The organism is Streptomyces sp. NPDC004539, assembly GCF_040610055.1.
In the GTDB taxonomy this organism is placed as follows: Bacteria; Actinomycetota; Actinomycetes; order Streptomycetales; family Streptomycetaceae; genus Streptomyces.
Window position 1 is genome coordinate 164,890 of sequence record NZ_JBEXLS010000012.1, and the last position, 14,613, is coordinate 179,502.

14 protein-coding genes are annotated in these 14,613 nt (G+C 73.1%); 9 read left to right on the plus strand and 5 right to left on the minus strand.

Features of this window, described 5'->3' with window-relative positions:
• Positions 1 to 12: 12 nt before the first annotated feature.
• The 7 genes from ABZX85_RS25015 to ABZX85_RS25045 are packed head-to-tail and all read left to right on the plus strand — an operon-like array spanning position 13 to position 7,154.
• Positions 13 to 273 (plus strand): phosphopantetheine-binding protein, encoded by a 261-nt coding sequence (locus ABZX85_RS25015; protein WP_355872596.1) that lies wholly within the window; start codon positions 13 to 15, stop codon positions 271 to 273.
• Positions 270 to 1,382, plus strand: coding sequence for an acyl-CoA dehydrogenase family protein (locus ABZX85_RS25020; RefSeq protein ID WP_355872599.1), 1,113 nt, complete (start codon positions 270 to 272; stop codon positions 1,380 to 1,382). The genes ABZX85_RS25015 and ABZX85_RS25020 overlap by 4 nt, the downstream gene beginning before the upstream one ends.
• Complete coding sequence (locus ABZX85_RS25025) at positions 1,379 to 2,413, plus strand: HAD-IIIC family phosphatase (RefSeq protein WP_355872601.1); 1,035 nt, start codon at positions 1,379 to 1,381, stop codon at positions 2,411 to 2,413. The genes ABZX85_RS25020 and ABZX85_RS25025 overlap by 4 nt, the downstream gene beginning before the upstream one ends.
• Positions 2,410 to 3,159 (plus strand): thioesterase domain-containing protein, encoded by a 750-nt coding sequence (locus ABZX85_RS25030; protein ID WP_355872604.1) that lies wholly within the window; start codon positions 2,410 to 2,412, stop codon positions 3,157 to 3,159. Before ABZX85_RS25025 ends, ABZX85_RS25030 begins: the two co-directional genes overlap by 4 nt.
• 10 nt (positions 3,160 to 3,169) lie before the next feature.
• Positions 3,170 to 4,363: a glycosyltransferase gene (locus tag ABZX85_RS25035; RefSeq protein ID WP_355872606.1), complete on the plus strand. Its 1,194-nt coding sequence runs from the start codon at positions 3,170 to 3,172 to the stop codon at positions 4,361 to 4,363.
• Positions 4,360 to 5,862 (plus strand): glycosyltransferase family 2 protein, encoded by a 1,503-nt coding sequence (locus ABZX85_RS25040; protein WP_355872609.1) that lies wholly within the window; start codon positions 4,360 to 4,362, stop codon positions 5,860 to 5,862. Before ABZX85_RS25035 ends, ABZX85_RS25040 begins: the two co-directional genes overlap by 4 nt.
• A gap of 8 nt (positions 5,863 to 5,870) precedes the next feature.
• A complete protein-coding gene (locus tag ABZX85_RS25045) occupies positions 5,871 to 7,154 on the plus strand; it encodes a UDP-glucose/GDP-mannose dehydrogenase family protein (RefSeq protein ID WP_355872612.1) in 1,284 nt (427 codons plus the stop codon).
• Positions 7,155 to 7,204: 50 nt separating this feature from the next.
• Here ABZX85_RS25045 and ABZX85_RS25050 read toward each other — a convergent pair whose 3' ends face one another.
• Genes ABZX85_RS25050 through ABZX85_RS25070 form a run of 5 tightly spaced genes read right to left on the minus strand, consistent with a single transcriptional unit; the run spans position 7,205 to position 12,104 of the window.
• Positions 7,205 to 8,134 (minus strand): NAD-dependent epimerase/dehydratase family protein, encoded by a 930-nt coding sequence (locus ABZX85_RS25050; protein WP_355872615.1) that lies wholly within the window; start codon positions 8,132 to 8,134, stop codon positions 7,205 to 7,207.
• Positions 8,131 to 9,276, minus strand: a complete 1,146-nt coding sequence (locus tag ABZX85_RS25055) for an FAD-dependent oxidoreductase (RefSeq protein ID WP_355872618.1) — start codon at positions 9,274 to 9,276, stop codon at positions 8,131 to 8,133. The genes ABZX85_RS25050 and ABZX85_RS25055 overlap by 4 nt, the downstream gene beginning before the upstream one ends.
• Positions 9,273 to 10,280, minus strand: a complete 1,008-nt coding sequence (locus ABZX85_RS25060) for a UDP-glucuronic acid decarboxylase family protein (protein WP_355872621.1) — start codon at positions 10,278 to 10,280, stop codon at positions 9,273 to 9,275. The genes ABZX85_RS25055 and ABZX85_RS25060 overlap by 4 nt, the downstream gene beginning before the upstream one ends.
• Positions 10,281 to 10,317: 37 nt before the next feature.
• A complete protein-coding gene (locus tag ABZX85_RS25065) occupies positions 10,318 to 11,106 on the minus strand; it encodes an ABC transporter permease (protein WP_355872623.1) in 789 nt (262 codons plus the stop codon).
• Complete coding sequence (locus ABZX85_RS25070; protein WP_355872625.1) at positions 11,103 to 12,104, minus strand: ABC transporter ATP-binding protein; 1,002 nt, start codon at positions 12,102 to 12,104, stop codon at positions 11,103 to 11,105. The genes ABZX85_RS25065 and ABZX85_RS25070 overlap by 4 nt, the downstream gene beginning before the upstream one ends.
• A gap of 249 nt (positions 12,105 to 12,353) precedes the next feature.
• Here ABZX85_RS25070 and ABZX85_RS25075 point away from each other — a divergent pair, with 249 nt between their 5' ends.
• Complete coding sequence (locus tag ABZX85_RS25075; RefSeq protein ID WP_355872627.1) at positions 12,354 to 13,385, plus strand: winged helix-turn-helix domain-containing protein; 1,032 nt, start codon at positions 12,354 to 12,356, stop codon at positions 13,383 to 13,385.
• Positions 13,386 to 13,551: 166 nt separating this feature from the next.
• Positions 13,552 to 14,610, plus strand: coding sequence for an amidohydrolase family protein (locus ABZX85_RS25080; RefSeq protein WP_355872629.1), 1,059 nt, complete (start codon positions 13,552 to 13,554; stop codon positions 14,608 to 14,610).
• Positions 14,611 to 14,613 lie beyond the last annotated feature (3 nt).

Sequence of the window (14,613 nt, forward strand, 5' to 3'; positions counted from 1 at the left end):
AGAGAACAGACCATGAGCAGCACCGACGCCCGTGCCCAGATCCGTGAGTTCATCAGCGGCCGGTTCCCGCAGATCACCTTCGACGACGACCAGGACATCTTCGAGCTGGGCTTCGTGAACTCCCTGTTCGCCATGGAACTGGTGATGTTCGTGGAGCGCGCGTTCGGCGTCCGCGTCCCCAACACCGAACTGCGCCGCGAGAACTTCCGCTCGGTGACGGCGATCACCGGCGTCGTCGAGCGCATCACCGCGGCCACCGCCACCGCCGGATGACCGCCACCGACAGCCCACAGCTCCTCGCCGCCGTCCGCGCCTTCGTCGACGGCGAACTCCGGCCGCGCGCAGAGGAGTTCGACCAGGACGAACGCCTCCCCGACGACCTCCTGAAGCGGGTCGCGGAACTCGGCCTGTGGGCGCCCTTCCTGACCGGCACACCCATGGTCACCGTCGGCGAGATCCACGAGGAGATCGGCCGCGGCTGCTCCTCCCTGCGCAGCCTCCTCACCGTCCACGGCATGGCGTCCTGGTCGGTGCGGCACTGGGGCGACGACGCCCAGCGCGCCCGCTGGCTCCCCACCCTCACCGACGGCTCCCTCCTCGGCGCGTTCGCCCTGACCGGCCCCGAGGGCGGCAGCGACCCCGGCGTCTCGGAGACCACCGCCGTACGCGACGGCGAGGGCTGGGTCCTGAACGGCCGCAAGAAGTGGATCACCGGCGGCCAGATCGCCGGGCTCTACCTCCTCTTCGCCCGCACCGACGGCGGCATGACCGCCTTCCTCGTCCCCCGGGACACCGAGGGCGTCACCGTCGAACCCCTCACCGGCATCCTCGGCACGCGTGCCAGCATGCTCGCCGAGGTGATCCTCGACGACGTCCGGCTCGGCGACGACGCCGTCCTCGGCCCCCTCGGCTGGGCCACCGGCACCGTCATGACCTCCGCCCTCGACTTCGGCCGGTTCAGCGTCGCCAGCGGCAGCGTCGGCATCATCCAGGCGTGCCTGGACGCCACCGTCGCCCACACCACCACCCGTACGACCGGTGAAGGGCCGCTGTTCGAACGCCAGCTGGTCCGGCAGAAGATCACCGACATGGTCACCGGCCTGCGCACCGCCCGCCTCCTGTGCCGGGAGGCCGGACGCCTCAAGGACGCCGACGACCCGGCCGCCATCATGGCCAACTGGATCGCCAAGTACCACGCCTCGACGACCGCCGCCGCCTGCGCCTCCGCCGCCGTCCAGCTCCACGGCGCCGCCGGCTGCTCCCCGGAGCACCCCGTCGCCCGGCTCTACCGGGACGCCAAGGTCATGGAGATCATCGAGGGCTCCACCGAACTCCAGCAGATCACCATCGCCGAACAGGCACACCAGGAGGTGACCCGGTGACCGGGCTCAAGCGGGGCCAGATCAAGTGCGTCGTCTGGGACCTCGACCACACCCTGTGGGACGGCATCCTCCTGGAGGACGCCGACGTCACCGTCCGCCCCGAGGCCGTCGCCCACATCCGGCGCCTCGACGAACTCGGCGTCCTGCACTCCGTCGCCAGCCGCAACGACCCCGAAGCGGCCCTGGCCCGCCTCCGGGCGGAGGGCCTCGACCACTACTTCCTGTACCCGCAGATCGGCTGGAACCCCAAGTCGGCCTCCGTGAAACAGGTCGCCGCCTCCCTCAACATCGGCCTCGACGCGATCGCCTTCGTCGACGACCAGCCCTTCGAACGCGAGGAGGTCACCCACGCCCACCCGGCCGTCACCGCCGTCGACGCCGCCGACCTCTCCGCCCTCGACGGCGAAGGGTTCACCCCCCGCTTCGTCACCGACGAGTCCCGGGTCCGCCGCGAGATGTACGCCGGCACCGTCGTCCGCGACCAGGCGGAACAGGAACACACCGGCACCAGCGAGGAGTTCCTCGCCACCCTCGGCATGCGCTTCACCATCGCGCCCGCCCGGACCGAGGACCTCCAGCGCGCCGAGGAACTCACCGTCCGCACCAACCAGCTCAACTCCACCGGCCGCACCTATTCCTACGAGGAACTCGACGAACTGCGCCGCTCCGACGACCACCTCCTGCTCGTCGCCTCCCTCACCGACCGCTACGGCGGCTACGGCAAGATCGGCCTCGCCCTCGTCGAACTCGGCGCCGAGCACTGGCACCTGCGGATGATGCTGATGTCCTGCCGGGTCATGTCCCGGGGCGTCGGAACCGTCCTCCTCAACCACATCATGGGCCTCGCCGCCGAAGCCGGCACGGGCCTGCGCGCCGAGTTCGTCGAGACCGGCCGCAACCGGATGATGTACGTCACCTACGCGTTCGCCGGGTTCACCGAGGCCGACCGCGACGGCGACCACGTCGTCCTCGAAGCCGACCTCGCACGGGTCCAGTCCCCGCCCGACTACCTCACGGTGGAGGTCCTGTGACCACCGCGTCCACCCTGCGCGCCTGGCTCCCGCTGGGCACCGCCGCACCCGAGCGGCCCCGCCTGTTCTGCTACCCCAACGCGGGCGCCGGAGCGGCCGTGTTCGCCCCCTGGCGCGACCTCGCCCTCCCCGGCGTCGACATCTGCCCCCTCCAGCCGCCCGGCCGCGCCGAGCGCTACCAGGAGAAACCCCACCGGCGGCTCGACACCCTCGTCGACGACCTCATGGACAGCCTCGCCGGCCAGTTCGACGGCACCTACGCCCTCTACGGGCACAGCCTCGGCGCCCTCGTCGTCCACGAACTCGCCCGCCGCCTGCGCGCCGAGGGCGCCCCCGAACCCGTCCACCTCTTCGTGTCCGGCCGGGCAGCCCCGCACCTGCCCGACGTCCGCCCCCAGCTCTACGGGCTGCCCACCCCCGAACTCGTCCCGCACCTGCGGGAGATCGGCGGCACCCCCGAGTCCGTCCTCGGCGAACCCGACCTCCTGGACGTCTTCCTGCCCACCCTGCGCGCCGACTTCGAGGTCAACGAGACCTACCGGTACGTCCCCGAGGCAGCCCTCACCACCCCGCTCACCGTCTTCGGCGGCACCCGCGACCCGCGCGCCGACGAACGCGAACTGCACGCCTGGTCCGGGCTCACCGAGGCCGAGTTCAGGCTGCGGACCTTCGACGGCGGCCACTTCTTCATCACCCCCCACGCGCAGGCCCTCGTCACCGAGATGACCGGCGCCCTGCGCACCTGAAAGGCACCCCATGCGCGTCCTGTGCACCCTGACGGGCACGCCCTCCCACGCCCGCGCCATGCTGCCGCTGGTGAGGGCGCTGGCCGACGCCGGGCACGACCTGCTCGTCGTCGCCCCGCCCCGGCCCGCGAAGGTCTTCGCCGGAGAGGACGTCCGCACCGCGCCCGTCCTGCCCGAACTCGCCGACCAGGTCATGGGCGCGCTGCGGGACGGCACGGTCGCCCTGCCCGCCGACCTCGACCTGTTCGACCAGCGGCTGTGGGTCCTCACCGGCTGCGGACCCCACGTCGTCGACAACTACCGGACCGTCCTGCCGATCGCCGAGGAGTTCGCGCCCGACCTGGTCCTGCGCGACGGCACCGACATGGCCGGGTTCCTCGTCGCCGAGACCCTCGGCGCCGTCCACGTCCCCGCACCCTCCGGCACCGGCCAGTTCCTCGACGCCGACGCCGTCACCGAAGCCCTCGCCGCACACCGCGTGACACTCGGCCTCGCGCCGGACGACGACCCGGGCGCCCTGTACCGGCACGGCCGCCTCGACTGCGTCCCCGCGAGCCTCTCCTTCGCCCGCCCCGGCGCCCCCGACGCGTTCGCCTACCAGCAGCCGCCGACCGTCACCCGGGGCGAGACCCTCCCCGCGTGGATCGCCGAACTCCCCGCGGACAAGCCCCTGGTGCTCGCCGCCAGCGGCACCCTCCTCACCGGCTTCACCCCCGAGGAGGGCACCCTCCCCGACGCGGCCACCGAGAACCCGCTCTCCATCGTCCCCGAGGCGTACATCGCGGGCCTCTCCCAGCTCGACTGCACGGCGGTCGTCGCCACCGGCGGCATCCCCGTCGACCCCGGCCTCGCCGCCGGCCACGTCCACGTCGTCGACCACTTCCCGCAGCCCCTGCTGCTCCAGTGCGCCGACCTGTTCGCCACCCACGGCGGCTACAACAGCGTCCGGGAGGCCCTGCGCTCCGGCGTCCCCATGGCCGTCCTGCCGCTCTTCGGCGACCAGATGCACAACGCCGAACGCGTCACCGGACTCGGGCTCGGCCTGCGCGTCGAGGAGGCGGAGGCCGACGAGGTCGCCAAGACCTGCGCCCGCGTCCTCGAAGACACCGACACCGCCGTGCGCGCCCGCACCGCACAGCGCCACATGCTGACCCTGCCGCCCGTCGAGGCCGCGGTGGACCATCTGGAAGGACTCGTAGGATGACCGCGCCGCCCGAGCCCCGCGTCCGGGGCAACGACCACGGAACTCTCACCCCGCCCCCGCTGGGCGGCTGGCAGCCCCGGCTCACCGCCAGCGTCGTCGTGCCCGCGCACGGCGGCCAGGACGCCCTCGACCTGACCCTCGCCGCCCTCGCCGCCCAGTCCTACCCGGCGCACCTCACCGAGGTCGTCGTCGTGGACGACGGCAGCAGCCCGCCGATCCGGCTCCCCGAACTCGCCCCTGACCACACCCGGCTGATCAGCTCCGCCCCCGGCGGCTGGGGCCGCAGCCACGCCGTGCGCAGCGGCTCCGAGGCCGCCGACGGCGACGTGATCGTGTGGATCGACGCCGACACCCTCGCCTTCCGCGAGCACCTCGAAGCACAGCTGCGCTGGCACCACCTCGCCCGCTACCTCGTCGTCCTCGGCAGCCGCCGCGTCGTCGACTTCGTGCCCGGCGACCTCACCGCCGCCGAGGTCCACGCCGCCGTCACCGAAGGCGCCGAGGACCGCCTGTACACCACCGAGGCCAGCCGCCCCAACCACTGGATCGAGACGGTGTACAAGGCCACCGACGACCTGCGCCGGGCCGGCGCCAGCGTCGGCACCACCCTCGTCGGCTCCACCGCCTCCGCCCACCGCGACCTGCTGCGCGCCGCCGGCGACTCCGACCCGCGCCTGATCCTCGGCGAGGACAGCGAACTCGGCTACCGCCTCTCCCAGGCCGGCGGCGTCTTCGTGCCCGAGCACGACGCCCGCTCCTGGCACCTCGGCGCCCCCACCATCGAACGCGACCAGCGGCGCCTCCTCGGCCACATCCGCCCCCACCTCACCGACCGCATCCCCACCATGCGCCTCGGCCGCACGGCCCGCCGCCAGTGGCTCGTCCCCTACGTCGACGTCGTCGTCGACACCACCGGCGCCTCCCACGACGCCGTCCGCGCCAGCGTCGACGCCGTCCTCGAAGGCAGCCTCCCCGACACCCGCGTCACCCTCGTCGGCGCCTGGGACACCCTCACCGACGGCCGCCGCAAGGTCCTCGCCGACCCTCTCGCCGACCTCCGCCTGATCCGCGCCGAGTACGCGCACGAAGGCCGTGTCCGCTTCGTCACCGACGCCGGCGACACCTCCTTCCCGGCCCCCTTCCGGCTGCACTGCGCCCCCGGCTGGCGGCTCGCCCCCGAGGGCCTCGCCGGCCTCGTCCGCGAAGCCGACGCCGAGGGCCTCGGCCTCGTCGAACTCACCGACGGAGAGCGGGTCGCCCGCCTGGAACGCACCTCCGCCGTCCGCCGCGCACACTTCCTCGCCGGCCCGGGCGACGACCCCGACACCCTGATCGGCGAGGTGTCGGGGACACTGGAGGCCGACGCCGGACGCTGGGGATCGTCCCTCGCCCCGGACGACGACGGCCAGGTTTCCGTGGACGGACTGCTGGCCATGCTGGAGGAACAGGGCATGAGCAGGCCACGGGCAGCGGGCCCGGCCGAATCGGCGGAGAGGTAGGACGGGCCATGCGGGTGGGCGTATTCGGCGCGGGCTACATCGGTCTGGTGACCGGTGCCTGCCTCGCCGCGCTGGGACACCGGGTCGTCGTGCGCGACATCGTCCCCGAACGGGTCGACATGCTCAACGCCGGACAGATCCCCATCTACGAACCCGGACTCGAAGACCTGATCCGGGACCACCGCGACCGGCTGACGTTCACCCTGGACGCCGCCTGCGCCCTCGACGGGACGGACGTCGCGTACATCTGCGTCGACACCCCGCCCACCGCCTCCGGGGACGCCGACCTCTCCCGGGTCTGGTCCGTCGTCGCCGACCTCACCGGCGCCGGCCACCTCAAGGCCGTCGTCCTCAAGTCGACCGTCCCCGTCGGCACCGGCGAGAAGGTCCGCCGCGCCCTCGACGCCGCCGGACTCGCCCACGTCGGCTACGCCGCCAACCCCGAGTTCACCGCCGAGGGCCGCGCCGTCGAGGACTTCCTGCGCCCCGACCGCGTCGTCGTCGGCTCCTACGACGAGGCCACCGCACAGCTCGTCGCCGGCCTGCACGACGGCGTCGACGGGCCCGTCGAGATCATGACCGTCCCCTCCGCGGAGATGGTCAAACTCGCCGCGAACGCCCTCCTCGCCACGAAGATCACGTTCATCAACGAGATCGCCGCCGTCTGCGAGAAGACCGGCGCCGACGTCGTCGAGGTCGCCCGCGCCGTGGGCATGGACCACCGCCTCGGCCCGCACTTCCTCAAGGCCGGCCTCGGCTACGGCGGCTCCTGCTTCCCCAAGGACTCCCGCGCCCTGCGCGCCATGGCGTCCAACAGCGGCTACCCCTTCCAGATGCTGTCGGCCGTCATCGAGGTCAACGACCTCCAGCCCCGCCGCGCCGTCCAGCGCGTCAAACAGGAGCTCGGCGGACTCGAAGGCCGCCGTGTCGCGCTCCTCGGCCTCACCTTCAAACCCGACACCGACGACATGCGCGAGGCCCCCTCCGCCGTGATCGCCTCCCGTCTCCTCGCCGAGGGCTGCGAGGTCACCGGCTGGGACCCGATGGCCCGCCTCCCCACCACTGACCCCTGGACCCGCGTCCGCCGCGCCAAGACCGTCGCGGAGGCCGCCGAGGACTGCGACGCCCTCATCGTCGTCACCGAGTGGTCCGACCTCCAGGACACCGACTGGGCGGAGGTCGCCGAGCGGATGCGCGGCCGGCTCCTGTACGACGGCCGCAACGCCCTCGACCGCGAGCGGCTCAGCGCGCTCGGCTTCCGGTGCATGGCGGTGGGCCGCGCCACCGTCTGAACACATGGGGAAGGGGGCCCGGACCGAAGTCCGGGCCCCCTTCCCCATGGTCAGCGCAGGGAGTCGAGCACTCCCGGAATCCCGTCCTCCAGGGACATCCGGGGCCGCCACCCGAGCTCCCGCTCCGCCCGCCCCACGGCGAGGCAGATCCGCCGCACCTCACCGGGCAGCGCCGGCTCGTGGACGGGGGCGGCGTCGCGGTCCAGCGACTTCGCCAGCGCCGCGTGGATGTCCAGCACCGAAGTCTCCACACCGGTACCGACGTTGATCAGCCCGGTGCCCCGCTCCAGGGCGCGCACGAACGCGTCGGCGACGTCGTCGACGTACACGTAGTCCCGCGTGTTGTGCCCGTCGCCGAAGACCAGGCACGGGCGGCGGTCCAGGAGCCGCTGGGCGAAGATCGCGATCACCCCGGCCTCGCCCTGCGGGTTCTGGCGCGGCCCGTAGACGTTGCCGAGGGCGAGGGCGGCGTACGCCATGCCGTGCTCCTCGGCGAACAGGCGGACGTACTCGCTGCCCGCCTTCTTGGACAGGCCGTAGAACGACCGGGGGGACAGCGGGGCGTCCTCCGCGATCGGCAGCGAGTCCGGCTCGCCGTAGATCGTGCCGCCGCTGGACGCGAACACCACCTTCCGGGTACCCGCCTCCTGGGCGGCGACCAGGACGTTCAGCAGGCCGGTGAGGTTGCTGTGCGCGTCGAGGCGGGGGTCGCGCATCGACACCGACACCGAGGGCTGCGCGGCGAGATGCAGCACCGCCTCGGGACGCACCCGGCGGATCACCTCCGCCGCCTCGGCGGACGCGATGTCCAGGACGTGCAGACCGGCCTCCGTGAACCCCAGCTCCCGCGCGGTGTCCAGGTTCTCGACGAGACCCGTCGACAGGTCGTCGATCACGTCCACCGCGTGGCCCGCCCGCAGCAGCGCGTCCACGAGATGCGAGCCGATGAAACCCGCCCCGCCCGTGACGAGAACGTTCACGACGCCCCCTTCGCGGAGAAGAAGCCGTGCACCTCGTCCGCGCACGCCATCGCCTGGGCGATCGCCTCGTCCTGGTTGATGTACACGTAGTTCGCGAGCCGCCCGCAGTAGAACACCGGCAGCGGGGCGTTCTCCCGGATCGACTCCTGGAGCGAGACGTTGAGCTTCTCGTACCGCGAGTCGACCGTCGGCACCGGATAGTGCCGGTACGGCGCCCCCGGGTACTCCTCGCTCACCACCGTCGCCCCGATCCGCTGGCCGGTGGCGTGCTTGGTCTCGATGGTCCGCGTGTAAGGGCGGCGCAGCGAGGGCCGGTTGACCTGGTAGCCGGGGGTGAGGGTGGCCGCCGGGTCGTCGAGCGGGACATAGCGGGAGACGGTCCGGATGCCCCGCCACTCCAGGGCGTCCGGCTGCCCGGCGAAGTCGTCCAGCGCGGCCGTGACGACGACCGCCGCGTGCTCGCGCGCCAGGTCGTCGAGGTCGGTGTGGTCGAGGGTCGCGCCGACCGTCACCGGGACCGGCTCGGCGATCCGCTCGATGATCTCCTGGAAGCCGCGCTCCGGGTAGAACTCCCAGGTGTCGCGGAACAGCCGCCGGTTGCCGTCGGTGCGCAGGTCGAGCCGCTTCGGCGCGAAGTCCGCGGACAGCTCGGCGGGTTCACGCCCCCACTGCTTGATCGTGTAGTCCCGCACGAACAGGTCGTACAGCGTCGAGCCCATGACGGATTCGGAGTACGCCTGGAAGTTGGCGGTCGACGGGGTCTCGGGGAGGTTCGCCAGCTCCTTCTCGATCCGCCCCCACAGGGGGAGTTCACGCATCTCCTCGACCTGCGGCGGCCACGACAGGTAGCGGGGCTCCTCCTCGTCGTCGAGGAAGATCTCGGTGAGCACCCGGTGCTCGAACGCCCGCCGCATGCCGTACCGCTGCACGAACTCACCGACGGCCGTGTTCGACGTGTGGAAGATGTGCGGCCCGTTCGGCTCGAACACGACCCCGCCGAGGACCTCGGACCGGGAGTGGCCGCCGAGCTGCTGGTCGCGCTCGTACAGGTGGACGCGGTAGCCCCGGTCGAGGAGGAGCCGGGCGGCCGTACAGCCGCTCCAGCCGCCGCCGATGATCGCGATGCTGGGGGTGGTGGTCATCGGGACGTGCCTCCGGAAACGGTTTCGGTGACGGCTTCGTTCTGGGCGAACCACTCGACGGTCCGCTTCAGCCCGTCGGACAGGGCGACGCGCGGCTCCCAGCCGAGTCGGGTCCGGGCCCGCCCGATGTCCGGCTTACGGCGCCGGGGGTCGTCCGGGTGGGGCGCGATGTACGTCAGCGGGGAGTGGCTGCCGGTGATCTCCACGATCAGCTCGGCGAGTTCGAGGACGCTGATCTCGTTCGGGTTGCCCAGGTTCACCGGACCCGCCTCCGCGCTGTCCAGCAGCGCGAGCAGGCCCTCGACCGTGTCGTCCACGTAGCACAGGGACCGTGTCTGACGGCCGTCGCTCATCACCGACAGCGGCTCACCGCGCAGCGCCTGCGTGATGAACGTCGGGACGACCCGGCCGTCGTCGGCGCGCATCGACGGGCCGTAGGAGTTGAAGATGCGGGCGATCCCCGCGTCCAGCCCGAACTCCTTCCGGAACGCGACCGTCATGGCCTCCGAGAACCGCTTCGACTCGTCGTACACCGCGCGCGGCCCCACCGGGTTGACGTTCCCCCAGTACTCCTCGGTCTGCGGGTGGACCAGCGGATCGCCGTACACCTCGGACGTGGACGCGAGCAGGAAGCGGGCGTCCTTGTCGCGAGCCAGGGTCAGCATGTTGTACGTGCCGTGGCCGCCGGCGCGCAGCGTCGCCACGGGGAGGTTGAAGTAGTCGACGGGGGAGGCGGCGCAGGCGAGATGGGCGACGGCGTCGACCGGACCCGCGACGGTGAACGGCTCGGTGACGTCCGCCTCCAGGAACCGGAACCGGGGGTGCCCGCTGAGGTCGGCGACGTTCGCCAGGCGGCCCGTGCACAGGTTGTCGACGCAGATCACCTCGCTGCCCGCGGCGAGCAGGGCACGGCACAGGTGGGAGCCGAGGAAACCGGCGCCGCCGGTCACCACGACCCGTTCGGGCCCGGGCGAGGCGCCCGTCGGTCGAGCAACGTCGCTCATGGCCAACTCCTTAACGTTCCGGTGTGGGGCGAGGGGGTCAGTCCAGCGCGCGCCGGTAGAAGCCCCGCACGGCCAGCGCCCCGAACAGCAGGACGGAGAGCGCGAGGACGGCGACGTCGACGGACAGGGCGATGTGCGGGACCTGGGGGGCGGTGACGGCCCGCAGGGCTTCGCTGAGGTAGGTGAGCGGGTTGACGGCGCACAGCACCTGGAACCAGAGGGTGTGGCCGAGCGCGGGCCACGGGTACTGCGTGGCGCCGGTGAAGGTGAGCGGGGTGACCGCGATCGCGAACCAGACCGCGATGTTGCGGGACTCCACGCTCGTCCCGAGCAGCAGCCCGGCGGCGGCCCCCGACAGCGAGCCGAGGACGATCAGCGGCGCCACCGCCAGCAGGTCGCCCGCCGACCACACCGTGTCCAGGAGCAGGAACCCGACCGGCAGGATGACGACCGCCGACAGCACCCCGCGCAGCGCGCCGAACGCCATCTTCGCGAGCGCCACCACGTACAGCGGCGCCGGCAGCAGCAGCCGGTCCTCCAGCTCCCGCGTCAGGTCGAAGTCGAAGACGAGCCCCAGCGCGGTGTTCTGGAGCGCCCCGAGGAACGCGGTCAGGGCGATGATCCCGGGCAGCAGCACCGCCCCGTAGTCCTCACGGACGTACCCGATCTCGGTGAGCACCTTGCCCATCACGAGCAGCATGAAGAACGGCTGGACGACGGTCTGCGCGAGCACCCTCGGCAGTTCGCGGACCATGATGAACAGGTCCCGCCACAGCGTCGTGCGGAACCCGTTCCAGGCCCGCGTCACCGATGTCGTCGCGCTCAACGCAACCCCCTGCCGGTCAGCCGGATGAAGACGTCCTCCAGGCTCGGCCGGCGCACGCCGACGTCGCGCACCTCGCAGCCGTGCTCGCCGATCACCCGCAGCACACGTGCCAGGAGGGGGGTGGGATCGGCGGTGGTGTGCAGCCGCAGCCGGCCCGTCGTGTCCTCGCCGGCCGAACCGACCGACCCGGCGGATGCGGCCGACCCGACGGTTTCGACGGAGGAGACTCCGGGCTCCCTCGCCAGCGCCGAGGCCAGTTCGCGGACGTCGCCGTCCACCGCCAGGTCGACGGCGGTGCCGCCGGGCAGGGACGCGGTGAGGGCCTTCGGCGTGTCCAGGGCGATGAGCCTGCCGTGGTCCATGATGCCGACGCGGTCGCAGAGGCGGGCCGCCTCCTCCATGTCGTGCGTGGTGATCACGACGGTCACGCCCCGGGCGTGCAGCGCGGTCAGCTTGTCGTACACGAACAGGCGGGACTGCGGGTCGAGGCCGGTGGACGGTTCGTCGACGAACAGGACCGACGGCTCGTGCATCAGCGCGCGGGCGATCTTCACCCGCTGCTGCTGGCCGCCCGAGAGCTGGCCGACCTTCGCGCCGGCCCGGTCCGCGAGGCCCATCTCGTCGAGCAGACCGTCCGCGCGCCGCCGCCGCACCGCCCTCGACAGCCCGTGGTACAGGCCGTGCATCAGCAGGTTCTGGTGGATCGTCAGGCCGCGGTCGAGGTTGTTGTACTGGCTGACGACGGCCAGCCGGCGGCGGGCCTCGGCGCCGTCGCGCAGCAGGTCCACCCCGCCCACCGACACCTCGCCCTCCGTGGGCACCACCCGGGTCGTCAGCACGCCGATCGTGGTCGTCTTCCCCGCGCCGTTCGGCCCCAGCAGCCCGAAGATCTCGCCCCGGGCGACGGAGAACGTCAGCCCGTCGATCGCCGGACGGTCGCGCTTCGGGTACCACTTGACGAGGTCCCGGGTCCGGACCGCCTCCTCAGCGGACGCCACGGCACAGCCCGTCGCCACCGGCAGTCATCACCCGCATCGCACTTCCCTTCGAACGCCCCGCAGCCTGTGTGCAGGCTCGCCGCCGGGCCCCCGCGCGGGCCAGGGAGCAGCGCCATCGACCGCTCATCCGCAGGTAATCCGCTGGCCGCCACGCTGCGAAAACCCCTAGTTCTGCCCGGAGTTCCTGGCTTTCGCAGGTGAGTTCGCGTTCTCATGCGGAGGACAGAGATCACGAGAGGACCCCCACCGATGCTCGTGCGCACACTGGAGACCGTCGACCTCACCGTGGCCGGCGCCTCGCTGCCCCTGGGCGGCCCGAAACACCGGGCCCTGCTGCACTACCTCGCCCTGCGGGCCAACACGGTCGTCGCCGTCGACGAACTCCTCGCCGCCCTCTGGGACGGCCCCCCGCCCCGTACCGCCCGCAAGATGGTCCAGAACGTGGTCTCCGAACTGCGCTCCGGGATCGCCGCGCAGGAGTGGTACGCCACGGACGCCAACTCCCTTACCGGAGGCGCCGGACGTATCGGAGGCACAGGTCACGCCGGAGGCGCCGGAGGAACTGAGGGAACCGGCGGCACCCGCACCCGCCGGTTCCCCCAAGCCGTCCTGCTCACCCACGGCCCCGGCTACGTCCTGCGCGTCGACCCCGCCGAGGTCGACGCCCTCGCCTTCACCCGCCGCGCCCGCGAAGGACTCGTCCTCCTCGAAGCGGGCGCCGAACCCGAGGCCCTCGACCTCCTGCGGGCCGCCCTCGCCCTGTGGCCCCACCCCGCCCCGGCCCCCGGACCCGCCGCCCGCTGGCCCGAACGCCGCGCCCTGGAACTCCTGCGCGAACAGGTCGTACGCCACCTCGCCGCCGGCGCCGGGACAGTGCTCCTGCTCTCCACCGAGACCCGCCGCGCCGCCGCCGACGCCGGTGCCGCCTTCGGGCACGAGATGCGTCTCGCCCAGGAGATCCGCGCCCAGATCGACCGCCGGCAGGGCGCCGTCTGCACCGAGTTCGGGTCCCTGCGGGTCGCCGTCTTCCCCGAGGAGCCGTCCGCCGTACTGCCCGGACTGGAGCGGGCGCGGGCCGCCGCCGACGCCGTCCGCGAGACGCTCGGCGCGGAACGCCGGACGACCGTCACCGCGCTGCTCATGCCGGACCGGACGATCGGCGGGGGACGCGAGCGGGTCGCGCCGGCCGTCGTCGACGAGGGACTCGCGGCCCTCGCGGCGATGTCGCCGGGGACGACACGCGTCCACCTCTCCGGGGCGGGCACGGAGAACGTGGCGTGACACCGCCGGGCAGCTGCCCCGGGCCCGCGAGACCCGGCCCGCCTCCCCGTCCCGTGAGGTGCGCCCCGCCTCCCCGGCCCGCGCCGCACGGCCCGCCTCTCCCGCCGGACACCGCGACCACGTGCCCGAACCGCCCCAACCCCACCCCTCAGGACCGGAGCCACCCATGACCGTGCTGCGCATCCGCGGCCGAGCCCTCCCCGACGGCGAGTACGTCGACCTCTACGCGGACGGCGACCGCTGGACGACCGACCCCGTCCCGAACGCCGAACTCGTCGGCGAGGGCTGGCTGCTCCCCGGACTCGTCGACGCACACACCCACCCCGGCCTCGCCGAGGAGTACGGCAGCGCCCTGGACGCCGACCTGCTGCGCGAGGACCTCCACCGCCACGTCGACGCCGGAGTCACCGCGATCCGCGTCCCCGGCCTGCCCGGCGACCCGCCCGACTGGTTCGGCACCGCGCCCGACGTCCCGCGCGCCTGGCAGGCCGGACGCTGGATCACCCAGCACGGGCAGTACTTCGAGGGCTGGGCCCGCCGCCTCGACCACGCCGAGATGGCCGAGGAGGCCGCCGCGCAGGCCCGGCGCACCGGGTGGGTGAAGTTCGTCGTCGACTGGGTCCACGAGGGCAACCCGATCCCCGTGGACGTCCTCACCGGAGCGGTGGACGCCGTCCACGCGGCCGGCGGCCGGGTCGCCGTGCACTCCATGCACGAGGCCGGGGGAGAGGCCGCAGTCCTGGCGGGCGTCGACTCCATCGAGCACGGCATGGGCCTGGACCCCGGCCTCCTGGACCGGATGGCCGCCCAGGGCACCGCCCTCGTCCCCACGCTGGCCATGGTCGTCGCCCCCGCCGAGGGCATCCGCGCCCACGCCCCCGAGGGCGCCCCGCGCGAGTGGTACCTGCGCGGCGCCGACGCGCACCCCAAACTCGTCGCCCAGGCCGTCGAAGCGGGCGTCACCGTCCTCGCCGGCACCGACACCCGCCCCCATGGCGGGGTCGCCGGCGAGATCCGCGCCCTCGTCGACGCCGGCCTGCGCCCCCACGACGCCCTCGCCGCCGCCTCCTGGACCGCGCGCGCCTGGCTGGGCCTGCCCGGCCTCGTCCCCGGCGCCCCCGCCGACGCCGTCCTCTACGACCGCGACCCCCGCACCGACCTGAGCGTCATGGACCGCCCGACAGCGGTCGTCCTGCGCGGACGCCGCGTACGGCCCCGGATCTGACGC

Bases quoted from the DNA above. Each gene is read 5' to 3' on its own strand.
- ABZX85_RS25015 (WP_355872596.1), top strand. From the start codon at position 13: ATGAGCAGCACCGACGCCCGTGCCCAGATCCGTGAGTTCATCAGCGGC.
- ABZX85_RS25020 (WP_355872599.1), top strand. From the start codon at position 270: ATGACCGCCACCGACAGCCCACAGCTCCTCGCCGCCGTCCGCGCCTTC.
- ABZX85_RS25035 (WP_355872606.1), top strand. From the start codon at position 3,170: ATGCGCGTCCTGTGCACCCTGACGGGCACGCCCTCCCACGCCCGCGCC.
- ABZX85_RS25040 (WP_355872609.1), top strand. From the start codon at position 4,360: ATGACCGCGCCGCCCGAGCCCCGCGTCCGGGGCAACGACCACGGAACT.
- ABZX85_RS25045 (WP_355872612.1), top strand. From the start codon at position 5,871: ATGCGGGTGGGCGTATTCGGCGCGGGCTACATCGGTCTGGTGACCGGT.
- ABZX85_RS25055 (WP_355872618.1), bottom strand. From the start codon at position 9,276: ATGACCACCACCCCCAGCATCGCGATCATCGGCGGCGGCTGGAGCGGC.
- ABZX85_RS25060 (WP_355872621.1), bottom strand. From the start codon at position 10,280: ATGAGCGACGTTGCTCGACCGACGGGCGCCTCGCCCGGGCCCGAACGG.
- ABZX85_RS25075 (WP_355872627.1), top strand. From the start codon at position 12,354: ATGCTCGTGCGCACACTGGAGACCGTCGACCTCACCGTGGCCGGCGCC.
- ABZX85_RS25080 (WP_355872629.1), top strand. From the start codon at position 13,552: ATGACCGTGCTGCGCATCCGCGGCCGAGCCCTCCCCGACGGCGAGTAC.